Consider the following 16,707-nt stretch of genomic DNA (forward strand, 5'->3'; position numbering starts at 1 on the left):
GAGGGGTTCCTCAGGTTTCTGAAAATCCCGGTAACAGTCCCAGGCAGGGCGTTCGCGACCTACTCGCGAGTCACTTTCTCGAAGTCTCGTGAGGAAGATCACGGCCTCGAAAGTCCAGATTTCCAGGGTGCCGACAAACGTGAGGAAATCCTCATGATTCTGTGTAAACCTTGTCTTGCACGAACGCCCTGACTCCGTCGATTCTCTCGACGAATTCGCGAGCACTTCAGCCGGGCAGCACACCGCAAATCCCACCTCGCCGCAGAGGTGACCAGGAGAGGACGTACGCGTGACGATCGATGACACGACACCTACAGGAAACGGACGCGACTCGAAGGGTGGACGCCGTTTCGGCGTCGATGGGGGACAGTCCCGCACGACCAGCAAAGGTGCCCTCGTCGATTCGCTGAACAACGGCGTTTCCTACGCAATCGCTTTCGGTGGACAGGGCGCTCCCTGGCTCACCTCGCTCGAGGAGCTCAGCCGTGACCACGGCCTGGAGCCCGTTCTGACCGATCTGGTCAATGACGCAGCCGCACGCCTCGCGCCCGTCGCACAGGATCTCCTCGTGGTTCGCCCGGTCGGATTCGATCCGATCGCGTGGATGCTCGAAGCCGAGATCGTCGACGAAGAAGAAGGTGAGAAGTCGGCCGGGCCTTCCGCTGCCGCGCTCACCGCGGCTCCGGTGTCACTCCCCGGCGTCTTCCTCACGCAGCTTGCGGCGTTGCGTGCACTCTCCGCTCAGGGTCTGGATGTAGCCGGCAACCCGCCTGCTGCCGTCATCGGCCACTCGCAGGGCCTGCTGGCCACCGCTGCCGTAGCCGCGCAGGGCAACGACGACGGTGAACTCCTCGCCGTCGCACAGCTCGTCGGTGCTGCTGCCAGCCTGGTCGGCCGTCGCCGCGGCGTCATCGCCGGCGCCTCCGCGAAGCCGATGGTTGCGGTCTCGGGCGTCGATCCCGAGCGTCTCGCCGCCATCGTCGCCGAGCTTGCCGAGGGTGTTGCCCCCGAACGCGCGGCTGTTCTCGCCATTCGCAACGGCCGTCGCCGCGTCGTTCTCGCCGGACCGCCCGCTCAGCTGGCACGCGTGCAAGAGCGTTGCGAGCAGATCGAAGCCGAAGAAGCTCGCGAGCGAGAGGGCAAGAAGCGTGGCGGTTCCGTCTTCGCTCCGTCCTTCGATCCGCTCGACACCGAAATCGGCTTCCATCACCCAGCATTGGCCGAGGCCGTCGAACTTGTCGGCAGCTGGGCAACCCGTTGCGGTCTCGATGCCGACCGTGCGCGTGAACTTGCACAGGGTGTCCTCGTCGATCCGGTCGACTGGGTCGAGGCTGTCGACGGCGCAATCTCCGCCGGCGCCAAGTGGATTCTCGATCTCGGGCCCAGCGATCAGCTGACCCGTATGACGTCCTCTTCGCTGCGTGGGCAGGGCATCGGCATCATCGCCGCCGCCACCCGCGGCGGACACCGCAATCTGCTCACCCCCGGTGCTGCGCCTGAGGTCTCACGTTCGTGGAGCGAATTCGCGCCGAAGCCTGTTTCGCTTCCCGGTGGCCGCATCGGCGTCGAGACGGCGTTCACGAAGCTGACCGGTCGTTCACCCATCCTGCTCGCAGGCATGACGCCGACGACGGTCGACGCCAAGATCGTTGCCGCGGCAGCCAATGCCGGTCACTGGGCTGAGCTCGCCGGTGGCGGACAGGTCACCGAGGAAATCTTCGAAGACCGTGTCGCAGAGCTGAAGATGCTGCTCGAGCCGGGCCGCGCGGTCCAGTTCAACTCCCTGTTCCTCGACCCGTACCTGTGGAAGCTGCAGCTCGGTGGCAAGCGCCTGGTGCAGCGTGCCCGTACTGCCGGCGCTCCCATCGACGGCGTCATCGTCACCGCCGGTATCCCGGAACTCGAAGAGGCCGTTGCCCTCATCGACGAGCTGTCCGAGATCGGCATCACCAACATCGCGTTCAAGCCCGGCACCGTGGCGCAGATCCGCTCCGTGATCCGCATCGCCAACGAGGTTCCGAACTTCCCGGTCATCGTCCACATCGAAGGCGGCCGCGCCGGCGGACACCACTCGTGGGAAGACCTCGACGACCTGCTCCTCGACACGTACGCCGAGCTGCGTACACGTCCGAACTTGGTCATCTGCGTCGGCGGCGGCATCGGAACACCCGAGCGAGCAGCCGATTACCTCACCGGTCGCTGGTCTGCCGCAGCCGGTTTCCCGGCCATGCCCGTCGACGGCATCCTGGTCGGCACGGCAGCCATGGCGACCCTCGAGGCCACCACCTCGCCCGAGGTCAAGCAGCTCCTCGTCGACACGCCCGGAACACCGGATTGGGTCGGTGCCGGTACCGCCGAAGGCGGAATGGCCTCTGGCCGTAGCCAGCTCGGTGCCGACATTCACGAGATCGACAACGCGGCTTCGCGCACCGGACGCCTCCTCGACGAGGTTGCCGGCGATTCCGAGGCAGTGGCAGAGCGCCGCGACGAGATCATCGCCGCCCTCGACGTCACCGCCAAGCCGTACTTCGGCGACGTCGAGACCATGACGTACGCACAGTGGCTGCGCCGCTACCTCGAGCTGACCGTCGGTATCGACGCGGCGAAGGAATTCGATTGCGGCGCAGATCTTCAGGACGCCATCGTCGAGGCGACTTCGAGCCCGTGGCTCGACATCACCTGGCGCGCTCGCTTCGGCGAGATGCTCCAGCGCACCGAGGCGCGTCTGCACCCGGTCGACCGTGGCCCGATCCCCACACTGTTCGGCGACGCCGAGACTCTCGAGCGCCCCGAGGCTGCGATCTGCGCACTGCAGGCGTCGTACCCGGACTACTCGACGACGGTTCTGCATCCCGCAGACGTCTCGTTCTTCACCTCGTTGTGCAAGACGCCGGGCAAGCCGGTCAACTTCGTTCCCGTCGTCGACGGTGACGTTCGCCGTTGGTGGCGCAGCGACTCCCTGTGGCAGGCACACGATCCCCGCTACACCGCCGATCAGGTTTGTGTCATCCCCGGCACCGTCGCCGTCGCGGGCATCACCCGTGTCGACGAGCCGGTCGGTGACCTGCTCGATCGCTTCGAGAAGGCGACCTACGACGAATTGGTTGCTGCCGGAACCGCTCCGGTTGCACTCGCGAGCCGCCGCCACCAGGATTCCGCACCCGGACTTCTCGACGCCGTCCTCTCGGCTCCCGACCTCCAGTGGGCCGGCCGCCTGACCCAGAACCCCGTCCGTCGTCTCGGTGACCTCGACGAGTGGAGTGCAGAGTCTGCCGACAAGGCAGTTCACGGCACCACGGGGTCCAGCTTGACCGTCGTCGATTCCTCGCACGTGCTGCTCTCGGTTCCCTTGGTAGCAGACAAGTCGGTCGACATCACGATCACCATCCCCGAGTCCGTCGTCGACGGCGGCGCTCCGGTTGTCACCGAAGCCGACGCCGAAGGTGCGATGTCCGCGCTCCTGGCAGTTGCTGCCGGACAAGAACTTCCGACAGTCAAGAACGGAAAGGCTCGCCTCAACGTCGCGTGGGTTCCCGATCGCATCGCCGATCACGCCGGTGTCACCGGTTCCGGTCTGCCCGCCACGCTCAGTGTCAGCGGCAAGGCTGTTCCGGACGTCGTCGTCGGAGCATGCTGGCCTGCAGTGTTCGCAGTCCTCGGCGCAGCCAAGCTCGACAGTCTTTCAGTCATCGAAGGCATGCTCGACCTGGTCCACCTCGACCACACCGTCGACTTCGTCGGTGAACTTCCCTCCGAGACAAGCATTCTCGTGGTCAATGCCGAGGTCGCCTCGGTTCTCGACACCGACCTCGGTCGCGTCGTCGAGGTCAAGGTCGAGGTCGGTGCCATGCTCGGCGAGGGCCTCGACGCCCCCGCAGTCGTCACCATGACCGAGCGTTTCGCGATCCGCGGACGCACGGGCGCTGGCGAACTCGCCGACCCGGCTCGCGCCGGTGGATCGATCAGCGATGCGGCTGTCGACACCTCGCGTCGTCGTCGCCGTGACGCGAAGATCCTCGCGCCGGTCAGCATGGGCGCGTTCGCTCAGGTTTCCGGTGACCACAACCCGATTCACACCTCCGACAACGCCGCTCTGCTGGCCGGCCTCGGAACCCCGATCGTGCACGGCATGTGGCTCTCCGCCGCAGCGCAGCAGGTAGTCACCGCAGTCGACCCGGCCGAGACCCGCGTCCCGCCGCGCCGCCTGACCGCCTGGACCGCCCGCTTCCTCGGGATGGTTCGCCCCGGCGCCGAGATCGACGTCCGCGTCGACCGTGTCGGCATCGACCAGGGCGCAGAAATCGTCGAGGTCGGCTGCCGCATCGACGGCGAACTGGTGATGGTCGCCACCGGCCGCACTGCCGCACCGAAGACCGTCTACGCCTTCCCCGGCCAGGGCATCCAGCGCCCGGGCATGGGCCTCGACGCTCGTGCACGCTCCAAGGCCGCCCGCGACGTCTGGGAGCGTGCGGACAAGCACACCCGCAAGGCACTCGGATTCTCGATTCTCGCTGTCGTGCGCGACAACCCGGTGACCGTCAAGGCGCGCGGTGTCGAGCACAAGCATCCTGACGGTGTCCTGCACCTGACTCAGTTCACCCAGGTGGCCATGGCCGTTCTCGGTGTTGCCCAGGTTGCCGAGCTGCGCGAGTCCGGAACATTCATCGAGGATTCCCTTCTGGCCGGTCACTCGGTCGGTGAGTACAACGCACTCGCTGCTGTCGCCGAGGTTTTCCCGCTCGAAGCACTTCTCGAGGTCGTCTTCCAGCGTGGCTCCGCCATGCACCAGCTCGTTCCCCGTGACGAAGCCGGTCGCTCCGACTACCGCATGGCTGCTATTCGCCCGTCGCAGATCGGTGTTTCCGACGACGACGTGCAGGGCTTCGTCGCCGGTGTCGCCGAGACCTCCGGTGAGTTCCTCGAAATCGTCAACCTGAACCTGCGCGGCAGCCAGTACGCCATCGCCGGTTCGGTAGCCGGTCTCGACGCACTCGAGGTCGAAATCGATCGTCGCCGAGCAGAATTCGGTGGCAAGCGGGCATACATCCAGGTTCCCGGCATCGACGTGCCGTTCCACTCCACCGTCCTTCGTGGCGGCGTGGCGGACTTCCGCGTGTGCCTGCAGGACTTGCTCCCGCACGACATCGATCCGGACATCCTGATCGGCCGCTACATCCCGAACCTGGTTCCGAAGCCGTTCTCGCTGCGTCGTGACTTCGTTCAGGAAATCGCCGACCTGGTGCCGTCCGAGCCGCTGCAGGAAGTCCTTGCAGACTTCGACAGCTACGCAACGCGCACTCACGAGTTGTCCCGCATCATCCTGATCGAGCTGCTGGCTTGGCAGTTCGCCAGCCCGGTCCGTTGGATCGAGACGCAGGACCTGCTCTTCGGTGACGAGTCCGAAGGTGGACTCGGGGTCGAACGCTTCGTCGAGATCGGTCTCGGCGCTGCTCCGACCGTTGCAAACCTCGCGTCGCAGACCCTCAAGCTGCCGGGCCGCTTCGGCTACCCGGTCGAGGTTCTCAACGTCGAGCGCGAAGCTGCGATCGTCTACGGCACCGACGTCGACCCCGCCGTCGATGACGACGACGAGATCGAAGCGCCTGCTGCGCAGGCTGCACCGGTTGCCGCGGCCGCTGCTCCGGTTGCAGCTGCTGCGCCGGCTGCACCCTCGGGTGGACCGCGTCCGGACGACCTCACCTTCAAGGCGCCCGACGCCACGAAGGTCCTGATCAGCCTGTGGACCAAGCTCCGTCCCGATCAGGTCGGCCCCGCCGACACGATCGAGGCACTGTGCGACGGCGTCTCCTCGCGTCGTAACCAGCTTCTGGTCGACCTCGGCTCCGAGCTGTCCCTCGGCGCCATCGACGGTGCCGCGGATGCCGACATGGGCTCCTTGGGAGCAACCGTCGACAAGCTCGCCCGTACGTACAAGCCGTTCGGACCGGTGCTCTCCGATTCGATCAACGATCACCTGCGCAAGGTCTTCGGCCCCTCGGGCAAGCGTCCCGGCTACATCGCCGACCGCGTCAAGAAGGTCTGGGAACTGGGCGACGGCTGGGCGCACCACGTCACCGCAGCAGTGGCTCTCGGCACCCGTGACGGCGCCAGCATCCGCGGCGGCGACCTCGGTGGCCTGAGCTCCGGCGCACTGGCCGACGCCGCAGCGGTCGACGCAGTCATCGACAGCGCAGTTGCCTCGGTCGGCTCTGCACGCGGAGTCAGCGTCTCGTTGCCGGCTACCGGCGGCGGAAGCGGCGGAACCGTCGACGCAGCCGCCCTGGGTGAGTTCACCGAGAACATCACCGGACGCAACGGCGTTCTGGCCTCGGCTGCACGCCTGGTACTCGAGCAGCTCGGACTGAACGAAGAAACGGCAGTCGCGACGGTCGAGGACACCGAACTGGTCGACCTGGTCTCGGCTGAACTCGGCTCCGACTGGCCGCGTCTGGTTGCTCCGGCATTCGACGCACAGAAAGCCGTGCTGCTCGACGACCGTTGGGCAAGTGCGCGTGAGGATCTCGCTCGTATTTGGCTCGGTGACACCGCGTTGTCGGTCGAGAACTTCATCGGTGCCGGTTCCACCGTCGCCGCACAGGCGAAGTGGTGGGCCACCCGTGCAACCGACGAAGGCCGCACCGCGGTCGCCGAGGTCTACACCCGCATCGCTGATGCGGCCGTGACGACAGAATCCGACGCACCCGAGTGGGCAGGCGAGGTCGCAGTAGTGACCGGCGCCAGCAAGGGTTCCATCGCGGCAGCGGTCACGGGCAAGCTCCTTGCCGGTGGCGCAACGGTATTCGTGACCACCTCACGACTCGACGGTCAGCGTCTGGGCTTCTACCGCGACCTGTACCGCGAGAACGCTCGCGCCGGTGCCGCCCTCTGGGTGGTTCCCGCGAACATGGCGTCGTACACCGACGTCGACGCACTGATCGACTGGATCGGCAACGAGGCCACCGAGAACGCAGGCGGCGCAAAGAAGCTCATCAAGCCGGCCATGACGCCGACGATGCTCTTCCCGTTCGCAGCTCCGCGTGTCGGCGGCGAACTCTCCGACGCCGGCGCTCGCGCCGAAATGGAAATGCGCGTGCTGCTCTGGTCGGTGGAGCGCCTCATCGGCGGTCTGTCGAAGATCGGTTACGACAGCGATGTCGACACGCACCTGCACGTAGTGCTGCCCGGTTCGCCGAACCGCGGAACGTTCGGCGGCGACGGTGCTTACGGTGAGGCCAAGGCTTCGCTGATCGCCGTGGTCAACCGCTGGAAGGCCGAGCGGAACTGGGCCGAGCGGGTCACGTTGGCACACGCGGTCATCGGTTGGGTTCGCGGAACCGGACTCATGGGCCACAACGATCCGATCGTCGACGCGGTCGAAGCTGCGGGCGTCCGCACCTGGTCCACCCAGGAGATGGCGACCCAACTGCTGAAGACGGCAACCCGCGAGTCGCGGCGCGCTGCAGCAGAGGCTCCGCTCGAGGTCGACCTGACCGGCGGACTGTCCGAGGCCAACCTGGATCTGGGTGCTTTGGCCAAGGAAGCTGCCGAGGTTGCCGAGATCGCCGAGGCTGTCGATGAAGCAGTGGACGAGTCCAGCATCCTGGCGCTGCCCACGCCGGCTCGCATCGACGACTCGGTCAAGGCTCCGAGCTGGCCCGAACTGGACGTCACCCCCGCGGACCTCGTGGTCATCGTGGGTGCCGGAGAGCTCGGACCCTACGGTTCCTCGCGTACCCGCTTCGAGATGGAGGTCGACGAGCAGCTCTCTGCCGCAGGCGTTCTCGAATTGGCGTGGAACACCGGACTCATCGTCTGGGAGAACGACCCCAAGCCGGGCTGGTACGACGTCGAATCCGGTGACCTGGTACCCGAGGCGGAAATCGCCGACAAGTACCACGACGCAGTCGTCGAGCGTTGCGGCATCCGTCGCTACGTCGACGAGGGCGCGATGATCGACAACACCGCTCCGCTGCTCACCTCCGTGTTCCTGGACAAGGATCTGAGCTTCGTGGTCGGCAGTGAGGCAGAGGCTCAGGCCTTCGTCGAATCCGATCCGGAGAACACGACGGCGACGGTTTCCGCCGAGTCCGGAGACTGGACAGTCACTCGCCGCGCAGGCACCGAGATCCGCGTCCCGCGCAAGATGAAGCTGACCCGTAGTGTCGGCGGCCAGATCCCGACCAACTTCGACGTCACCAAGTGGGGCATCCCCGCCGACATGGCAGATTCGGTCGACCGCGTCGGACTCTGGAACATCGTCGCAACGGTGGACGCCTTCCTCACCGGCGGCTTCACTCCGAGCGAACTGCTCCGCTGGGTACACCCGAGCCTGGTCGCCAACACGCAGGGCACCGGCATGGGCGGCATGACCTCCATGCGGAGCCTGTACATCGACACGCTGCTCGGCGAGAACCGTCCGAACGACATCCTGCAGGAAGCGCTGCCGAACGTCATTGCAGCGCACGTCGTTCAGTCGTACGTCGGCGGTTACGGCGCGATGGTTCACCCCGTCGCCGCCTGCGCCACGGCAGCGGTATCCGTCGAAGAAGGCGTCGACAAGATCCGACTCGGCAAGGCGCAGTTGGTTGTTGCCGGCGGGTTCGACGATCTGAGCACGGAAGGCATCATCGGCTTCGGTGACATGTCGGCCACTGCCAAGACCGAGGACATGCACGCCAAGGGCATCGAGGATCGCCGCTTCTCGCGGGCCAACGATCGTCGCCGCGGCGGATTCGTCGAGTCGGCCGGTGGCGGAACGATTCTCCTCGCTCGCGGAGACCTGGCACTCGAGATGGGCCTGCCCGTCCTCGGTGTGGTCGCCTGGGCCGGATCGTTCGCCGACGGTGTCCACACCTCGATCCCGGCACCGGGACTCGGAGCACTGGGCGCCGGACGTGGGGGAGCGGATTCGCAGCTCGCACTCTCGCTCAACGCTCTCGGCGTGAGCGCCGACGACATCGCCGTGATCTCCAAGCACGACACCTCCACTGCCGCCAACGATCCGAACGAGGCAGAGCTGCACGAGCGCCTCGCCGGGGCATTGGGACGCAGTGAAGGTGCGCCGATGTTCGTGGTATCGCAGAAGAGCCTGACCGGTCACGCCAAGGGTGGTGCCGCAGCCTTCCAGCTGATCGGGCTCTGCCAGGTACTGAGCCAGGGCATCGTCCCGCCGAACCGCAGCCTCGACTGCGTCGACGACAAGATGGCCGAGTTCGAGCACCTCGTGTGGGCACGTCAGCCGCTCAAGTTCGGTGATCAGCTTCCGCTGCGTGCCGGCCTGCTGACCAGCCTCGGCTTCGGTCACGTCTCCGGCCTGATCGCAGTCGTTCACCCGCAGGCATTCGTCGAGTCGGTTCCGGCCGACAAGCGCGCCGACTATGTTGCTGCGGCGCAGCAGCGGACGATCGACGGTCAGCGCCGCCTCGCCAAGGCGATGTGCGGTGGCGACAGCCTCTACGAGCGCCCGGCGGATCGTCGCCTCGGTGCCGACGGAACGCCGGCCAAGGCGTCGCGTCAGCTCGAAGCGGACATGCTGCTGAGCGAGGACGCACGACTCGGCGCAGATCTGGTGTACCGCTCGAATCTGCCCGGCTGCAAGTAATAATCACGGTATGGGAGTTCTGGGTATCGGCTTCGACCTCGTGACGGTGTCGGAGTTCGCCGAGCAATTGAACAGGCCGGGAACGGCAATGCTCGACAACTTCACACCGGGCGAGCGTCGAGACGCTGCTACCCGGAGCTCCGAACCGGCACGACATTTCGCCGTCCGGTGGGCAGCGAAGGAAGCAGTGATCAAGGCATGGTCAACTGCTCTCTTCGCCAGCCCACCGGTGCTGGGGGAGATGATCCACAATCAGATCGAAGTCGTCTCGGACGCCTGGGGTCGCCCGGGCATACGGCTTCGCGGTGACGTGGCCAAACACCTCACCGGAGTGAAGATTCATATCTCGCTCACCCACGACGGGGACATGGCGGGCGCTTTCGCGGTCATCGAATCCGACCCGGAGTAACACTGCCCGACACGAAAGAGCCGGTCTCCCAAGGGGAGACCGGCTCTTTGTCGTTCGACTAGTCCTTCGTGCGGGATTCCTTCTCGGCGACGAGGAGATACGCGATCATCAACCTTTTCAGTTCGGCGACGGCGTCGGCATGCGACTGACCGTCCTGAACCGAGAAATTGAGCATCGAATACACCACGTGGACAAGAACTTCCGCCATCATCAGGCGACGATCTCGCCGCGTACGAGGCGTCAACGGACCGAGCATTTTCGCTACGGTCTCGGCGAATTGCTTTTCGTGAATGACTCCGGTGGCCCGCGTGGACGGCGTCGACTGCATCGCCAGCCAGACCTCGCGGCGCGATGGATCGGACGTCCACAGTCCGGCCATGTGATCGACGAAACTGTTCAGGAACCGCAACCAGTCGAGCGAGGGTACTTCGCCGCCGAACTGCGCAAGCTCGTGCTGGACCCCGACGAGGTCCTGGCGGTTCAATTCGCACACGATGACGTACTTGTTCGCGAAGAATTGGTAGAGCGTCCCGATCGGGACGTCAGCACGTGCCGCGACCTCTTCGCAGGTGAACGATTCGAAACCGACATCGGTGAGGAGTTCCCGTGACGCTGCCAGGAGTGCGTCGAATTTACGCTGGCTGCGCTCTTGCGTCGGACGCTTGCGCGGCAGCAGTTCCTGCGGTTCTTCGAGGCTCTGAGGATTCTCCAGTGCTGGGTCGACTCGTCGCCGCGCGCGGTTACGAGTCGTGGGCTGCACGTCTTCCAGGCTATCGGTGTTTTCTGTCGAATTTGGGACTTGTGCATTATCCGGTGTCATCGGCCACCTACTTCGGCGGTCGTGATCGGTCGAAACGCACCGCGCAGGTGCGCGCACACGAGTCCCGATGCTGTTGCCACACCTCGATACTAGGTGACCACCTGTCCAGTAGCTGAAGAGGTTGCTGCGCGGTGTGGCGCAACGGCGATCCTGCCGACTCCCTACGCCCGATTCGGGCACACTGAGATTCTTCGGGCACACCGAGGTTCGATGCCGAGGAGAGGGAGACGATGACGGAAGAACTGCGAACCGCGGTACGTGAACTCATGCCGCGTGCCCGTGAAGATCTCAGTGCACTTGTGGCGATGAAGTCCGTCGCAGATGCACGGCAGTACCCGCCGGAAGAGTGCGCGGCCGCGGCACATTGGGTCCTGGAGGCATTCCGGGATCAAGGTTTCGCCGATATCGAGGCGATCGAGACCTCCGACGGCTCGGCCGCCGTCGTCGGTCGTCGACCAGGTCCGGTCGGTGCTCCGACCGTTCTGCTGTACTGCCACTACGACGTTCAGCCGCCGGGAAACGAAGAGCTCTGGGGCTCGCCGCCTTTCACACTCACCGAGCGGGGTGGACGGTGGTACGGACGCGGCGCTTCCGACTGCAAGGGCAACGTCGTCATGCATCTGACAGCTCTGCGAGCGCTCGCCGCTGCCGGTGTGGATCCGAGCGCCCATCTGACGATCGTCGCCGAAGGATCCGAGGAGATGGGCACTGGCGGTCTCGAGGATCTGGTGCGAGAGCGGCCCGAACTTTTTGCGGCCGACATGATCCTGATCGCCGATACCGGCAACACCGAGGTGGGGGAGCCGACGATCACGACATCACTGCGCGGGATCGCCAACGTGGTGGTCCACGTGTCGACGCTCGAGGGTGAGATTCACTCCGGTGTCTTCGGTGGACCGGCACCCGATGCGATCACCGCGCTGGTGCACATTCTCTCGACGCTGCACGACGGCGCCGGAAACACCACTGTCGAAGGCTTGACCAACGACCAGGAGTGGGAGGGAGTCAGTTACGACGGCGATCAGTTCCGCTCCGACGCCGGGGTACTCGAAGGGGTACAGCTGACTGGTTCCGGTTCGGTCGCCGAGCAGGTGTGGGCTCGTCCGGCGCTGACCATCCTGGGTATCGACTGCCCGCCGGTCGTGGGTTCTGCGGCGGCAATCACGCCCCGTGCATCCGCACGCCTGAATCTTCGTGTCCCGCCTGGCACGGATCCGGCGCAGGCACAGAAGTTGTTGACTGACCACCTCCGCGCAGCGGCGCCGTGGGGCGTCCACATCGAGGTCGTACCGGAATCGACGGGATCACCGTTCTCGTCCTCGACGGAAGGAACGGGATTCGCGCAGCTGAAGTCTGCGCTGACCGATGCCTACGGCCGCGAAGTGGGGTTTGCCGGCCAAGGGGGATCGATTCCGCTGTGCAGTGCGTTGGCCGAGCAGTTCCCCGACGCGGAGGTCGCGTTGATCGGCGTCGAGGAACCGCAGTGCCGCATTCATGCACCTGACGAAAGCGTCGACCCGTCGGAGATCGAGAATCTCGCTTTCGCGGAGGCGCTGTTCTTGAGCAGGTACGGGAGTTAGACCGACAGATCGCGTCGTAGCTTGGCGACGTGGCCGGTGGCCCGGACGTTGTACTGGGCCACCTCGATCTTGCCTTCCTCGTCGACGAGGAACGTCGAGCGGATGACGCCCTGGACCGTCTTGCCGTACATCTTCTTCTCACCGAATGCGCCCCAGGCTTCGAGCGTCGCCTTCTCGGGGTCGGAGAGCAGCGGGAAGGTCAGCTCTTCGGTATCGCGGAACTTCGCGAGTTTTGCTGGCTTGTCCGGCGAGATTCCGACGACCTCCAGCCCGGCACCGTTCAATTCGGCGAGGCTGTCGCGGAAGTCGCAGGCCTGCTTGGTGCACCCCGGGGTGCTGGCCGCGGGGTAGAAGTACACGATGACCTTGCGGCCGCGGTAATCGTGAAGCGAAACCTCGTTGCCGTCGGCGTCTGGGAGCGTGAAATCCGGCGCGACGTCGCCGGCGGACAATCTACTGTTCTCGGTCACGGGAATCGAGGTTAGTCGAGAAATTGCGCGGCAGGTGGGCGCGAGGGCATTCTGCTCCTCTACGGTAGAGCGAAGTGTCGGCGCGCTGCGTCCGCACAGCAGACCCGCACACAGAGCAGCAGAACACAGACAAGTTGGAGGACACGTGCCCAGGGACACCGAGAGCATCGAACGCGAGATCGAGAAGGCGCGTAACCAGCTCGCGAGCACACTCGACGAACTGACGGTCCGCACCAACCCGAAGCGGCTGGTCGAGAACACCAAGAAGACGGTGCTCGCCAAGCTCAACGAGCCGGCAGTGAAGTACGCGCTTATCGCAGTTGGTTCAGTGGTGGGACTACTCGTGGTCCGGAAGATCATTCGCTGACCCGAGTTTTCGAAGGCAGAACATGAAGAAGGCCCCCGCCTGGTGAGGTGGGGGCCTTCTTGCAAGTGCGCCCACAGGGACTCGAACCCCGGACCCAGTGATTAAGAGTCACTTGCTCTACCAACTGAGCTATAGGCGCTCGCTCTTGCGAGACAGAACATTAGCCGACAGGCTCAGGAGTTTGCAAAACGCGTGTTCATCGTGGTGACGATGGTTACATCGCTTCCGGAATTCACGAGTGTGGCGGGCGTGAATCCGGCCAGCGGACGGTGCTTTCCAACTGCTGTGCGACGGCGAGAATCGCCGATTCGCCACCGCTGCGCGCAACCAGTTGGACGCTCAGGGGGAGTCCGTGTTCGGAGAAGCCGGCGGGTACCGCGGCCGCCGGGTTGCCGCAGACATTCCAGATAGAACAGTAGGCGGCGATCGGCAACGCCTTGCGGACTGCGGACAGAAGGCCGGTTCCTTCGAGTTGTCCGATCGGGCGTGGCAGCGCGGGCGTCGTCGGCATCAGGACCAGGTCGAAGGTGTCGAAGACTTGGTTGACCGTCGCTGCAATTCGCTGACCTTTGCGGTAGGCGAATTTGCCGACGCGCGCGGGTGCAGCTATCCGGCCGATCGAGGCGAGCGCTCGCGTGCGCTTCTCGAGAAGCGCTGGATGATCGACACGAAGCGCTTCGTCGCGGACACCGCCGAGTACCTGCGGGAGAAAAGCGGCAGTGGTGTCCGGGTACTCGGGATCGTGTTCTTCGACGTGATGTCCCAACGCGCTCAACATCTCTGCGATCGAGAGCACCGCGGCAACGATCTCCGCTGACGGGCGGACGCCCCGGATCGGACTCCGGGTGGACACCGCGATGCGAAGCGGCCCGGGTGCCGACACGGCCGCGTCGGCAAAGCTGGTTCGGAGCGTTTCGGCTGTGTAGTCGTCGGTCTCGGTGGTGCCGGTGATTGCGTCGTATACGAGCGCGCTGTCCTCGACCGAACGAGTGAGAGGCCCGAGTGTGCCGAGTCCGCGCCAGAGGTTTCGGTTCGGCGCGGTGCTCACCCGACCGCGTTGCGGCTTGAGTCCGAACAACCCGCAGAACGCCGAAGGCAATCGTATGGAACCGCCGCCGTCGCCGCCTATTGCCGCCGCGACCATTCCCGACGCGACGGCCGACGCAGATCCTCCGCTCGATCCGCCGGTGGATATGCCGGTGTCCCAAGGGTTTCTCGTGTATCCGTTTGCGGCAGTCTCGGTGAAGGGCCAGATGCCGAACTCGGGCATCGTCGTCTTGCCGACGATCACCGCACCCGCTTCGCGCAACCGACGGACAACCTCTGAATCGGCCGATGCGATGCGCGTGGCTGCCGCACCGCCGTACGTCGTCGGCGTTCCGGCGACGTCGTTCTCGTCCTTGATTGCAATCGGGACTCCGTGCAGTGGGCCCAGGGTTTTGCCGTCGGCCTGACGTTGATCGAGCCGTGTCGCCTCGTCGAGTGCTTCGTCCGCGAGAACTCGTACAAATGCGTTGAGCGTCGAATCGAGGCGCTCGATACGGCGAAGTGTGGTCTCGGTGAGTTCGCGGGCGGACAAAGCTCCGGACCGGATCAGAGCTGCCTGACCTGCCACCCCGGCAAATGCCAGTTCGCCGCCGGGCGTGAATTCGCGCTCAGTCATCAGACCTCCAGGCCGTGGTTCCGGTAACTGTGAAGTCTATTCACCACGACCTGTCCACCAAGCCACAAAGAAAAATCCCCACCTTCCGAAGAAGGTGGGGACCTTTGCAAGTGCGCCCACAGGGACTCGAACCCCGGACCCAGTGATTAAGAGTCACTTGCTCTACCAACTGAGCTATAGGCGCTCGCTCTTGCGAGACAGAACATTAGCCGAATCGCCGGTTCGGGAGCAAATCGCCAGGTGGCGGCCTCGCTGCCGTAGTCCAATCGGAGGAAATCCGCTGAAAGCGGTAACAAAACGGACGGTTCGGAGCGATTGATACTTGAACGTTACTGACGGCGTGGCCCTTCATGACCGTTGGTAACGAGCGCGCCTGGCATCATTGGTGCAGCGCAGTCATACCGCAAGTCCCACTTGCCTTCCGGTAAGTGGGATTCGCATGTGATGCGGAAGTTAGTCGGAGAAATTGTGAAGCGGAGTCGAACGATGAGTCGTCAAAGGTGGGGTCTGTCCGTGCGCGGGGGGAACGGTCGAGTGTCGAAGAGTGCGGCGATGATCGCGGTGTCTCTCGGTGCGCTCGTTCTGGTCACCGCGTGCACGTCGGGTGGCAAGGACGTCAGCACCGAGGGATCGGCGCCGATCGATTCCAATCCGCTCACCGAACTCATCAAGCCGAAGCTCACCTCGACCGCCGCCGACGGCGCTGTCGGCTTCTCGCCGGGCGACCCGGTCAAGATCAACGTCGCTGACGGCGCCCTGTCCGACGTGACGATGGTCAATCAGGACGGCAAGGCAGTTGCCGGCGCGATTGCTGCCGACGGTGCGTCGTGGACGACCACCGAACCGCTCGGCTACAACCGCAAGTACAAAATCGAGGCCCGCGCATTCGGATTGGGCGGCGCCAGTACGACGGTCACGTCCTTCACCACCAGCGCACCCGGCAACGTCACGAAGCCGTATGTCTTGCCGAACGAGGGCGACGTGGTCGGCATCGGTCAGCCCATCGCGGTGCAGTTCGACGAGAACATCCCCGATCGCAAGGCTGCCGAAGCTGCGATCACCGTCACTACGACTCCGGCCGTCGAAGGTGCGTTCTACTGGGTCAACAATCGTGAGGTCCGTTGGCGTCCGGAGAACTACTGGGCACCCGGCACCAAGGTCGACGTGAGCGTCAACGTGTACGGGCGCAATCTCGGCAAGGGAGTCTTCGGGCAGGAAGACGCGAAGAGTTCCTTCACCATCGGTGATGCCGTCATCGCCACGGCGGACGACAACACCAAGCAGGTCACTTTCCAGGTCAACGGTGAGACCGTCATGACCATGCCCACCTCCATGGGCAAGGACAGCACTCCCACCGACAACGGGGTCTACATCATCGGTGACCGCTTCGCGAACATGATCATGGACTCGTCCACGTACGGCGTCCCGGTCACCTCGGCGCAGGGTTACAAGACCCCCGTCGACTGGGCGACCCGAATGTCCTACAGCGGTATCTTCTTCCACTCGGCGCCGTGGTCGGTCGGGCAGCAGGGCTACTCCAACACCAGTCACGGCTGCCTCAACCTGAGCCCGTCCAACGCCAAGTGGGTCTACGACAACACCAAGCGTGGGGACATCGTCGTCGTCAAGAACACCGTCGGCGGAACGCTCTCCGGCACCGACGGCCTCGGTGACTGGAACATTCCCTGGAGCGTCTGGAAGACCGGCAACGCGGACGTCTGAGTGCGTCCCTGAAGCACTGAACGTCAGAATGCCCCCGACCGTCCGGTTGGGGGCATTTCTGCATCTGTATTCCTT

Annotated in this window: 8 protein-coding genes and 2 tRNA genes; 5 read left to right on the forward strand and 5 right to left on the reverse strand. The window is 64.8% G+C overall.

Annotated features, from left to right (window positions below):
- The first annotated feature begins 289 nt into the window (after nucleotides 1-289).
- Together ABX74_RS13255 and ABX74_RS13260 are read left to right on the forward strand one after the other, a co-directional pair.
- The gene (locus tag ABX74_RS13255; RefSeq protein ID WP_047888977.1) at nucleotides 290-9,601 is read left to right on the forward strand and encodes a type I polyketide synthase; all 9,312 of its coding nucleotides are present in this window, start codon (nucleotides 290-292) and stop codon (nucleotides 9,599-9,601) included.
- A 10-nt stretch (nucleotides 9,602-9,611) separates the two neighbouring features.
- Nucleotides 9,612-10,010 carry a holo-ACP synthase gene (locus ABX74_RS13260; protein ID WP_047888978.1) on the forward strand — a complete coding sequence of 133 codons (399 nt, stop codon included), beginning with the start codon at nucleotides 9,612-9,614 and terminating at the stop codon, nucleotides 10,008-10,010.
- Nucleotides 10,011-10,068: 58 nt separating this feature from the next.
- On the opposite strand, the gene ABX74_RS13265 is transcribed toward ABX74_RS13260, so the two are convergent.
- On the reverse strand, nucleotides 10,069-10,770 hold the full coding sequence (locus ABX74_RS13265; RefSeq protein WP_019749142.1) for a TetR family transcriptional regulator: 702 nt from the start codon (nucleotides 10,768-10,770) through the stop codon (nucleotides 10,069-10,071).
- Nucleotides 10,771-11,060: 290 nt separating this feature from the next.
- On the opposite strand from ABX74_RS13265, the gene ABX74_RS13270 reads away from it, so the two are divergent.
- Entirely contained in the window at nucleotides 11,061-12,410 is a 1,350-nt protein-coding gene (locus ABX74_RS13270) for a dipeptidase (RefSeq protein ID WP_047888979.1), read from the forward strand.
- Here ABX74_RS13270 and bcp read toward each other — a convergent pair.
- Nucleotides 12,407-12,880: a thioredoxin-dependent thiol peroxidase gene (gene bcp, locus ABX74_RS13275; protein ID WP_019749140.1), complete on the reverse strand. Its 474-nt coding sequence runs from the start codon at nucleotides 12,878-12,880 to the stop codon at nucleotides 12,407-12,409. The genes ABX74_RS13270 and bcp overlap by 4 nt on opposite strands.
- 145 nt (nucleotides 12,881-13,025) lie before the next feature.
- Between bcp and ABX74_RS13280 the strand changes: the two genes are divergently transcribed.
- Nucleotides 13,026-13,247 carry a DUF3618 domain-containing protein gene (locus ABX74_RS13280; protein ID WP_003945299.1) on the forward strand — a complete coding sequence of 74 codons (222 nt, stop codon included), beginning with the start codon at nucleotides 13,026-13,028 and terminating at the stop codon, nucleotides 13,245-13,247.
- A gap of 66 nt (nucleotides 13,248-13,313) precedes the next feature.
- Here ABX74_RS13280 and ABX74_RS13285 read toward each other — a convergent pair.
- The 3 genes from ABX74_RS13285 to ABX74_RS13295 form a co-directional block, all read right to left on the reverse strand.
- Nucleotides 13,314-13,386: transfer RNA gene (locus tag ABX74_RS13285), tRNA-Lys, on the reverse strand.
- Nucleotides 13,387-13,479: 93 nt separating this feature from the next.
- Nucleotides 13,480-14,910 carry an amidase gene (locus ABX74_RS13290; RefSeq protein WP_047888980.1) on the reverse strand — a complete coding sequence of 477 codons (1,431 nt, stop codon included), beginning with the start codon at nucleotides 14,908-14,910 and terminating at the stop codon, nucleotides 13,480-13,482.
- A gap of 111 nt (nucleotides 14,911-15,021) precedes the next feature.
- Nucleotides 15,022-15,094, reverse strand: a tRNA-Lys gene (locus ABX74_RS13295).
- 329 nt (nucleotides 15,095-15,423) lie between these two features.
- On the opposite strand from ABX74_RS13295, the gene ABX74_RS13300 reads away from it, so the two are divergent.
- Nucleotides 15,424-16,632 carry an Ig-like domain-containing protein gene (locus ABX74_RS13300; RefSeq protein ID WP_080945687.1) on the forward strand — a complete coding sequence of 403 codons (1,209 nt, stop codon included), beginning with the start codon at nucleotides 15,424-15,426 and terminating at the stop codon, nucleotides 16,630-16,632.
- The last annotated feature ends 75 nt before the right edge of the window (nucleotides 16,633-16,707 follow it).

The organism is Rhodococcus sp. ARP2, from assembly GCF_001029585.1.
Taxonomy (GTDB): domain Bacteria; phylum Actinomycetota; class Actinomycetes; order Mycobacteriales; family Mycobacteriaceae; genus Rhodococcus_F; species Rhodococcus_F erythropolis.

Coding starts and splice junctions, on each gene's coding strand:
- ABX74_RS13260 (WP_047888978.1), top strand. CDS start 9,612: ATGGGAGTTCTGGGTATCGGCTTCGACCTCGTGACGGTGTCGGAGTTC.
- ABX74_RS13270 (WP_047888979.1), top strand. CDS start 11,061: ATGACGGAAGAACTGCGAACCGCGGTACGTGAACTCATGCCGCGTGCC.
- ABX74_RS13290 (WP_047888980.1), bottom strand. CDS start 14,910: ATGACTGAGCGCGAATTCACGCCCGGCGGCGAACTGGCATTTGCCGGG.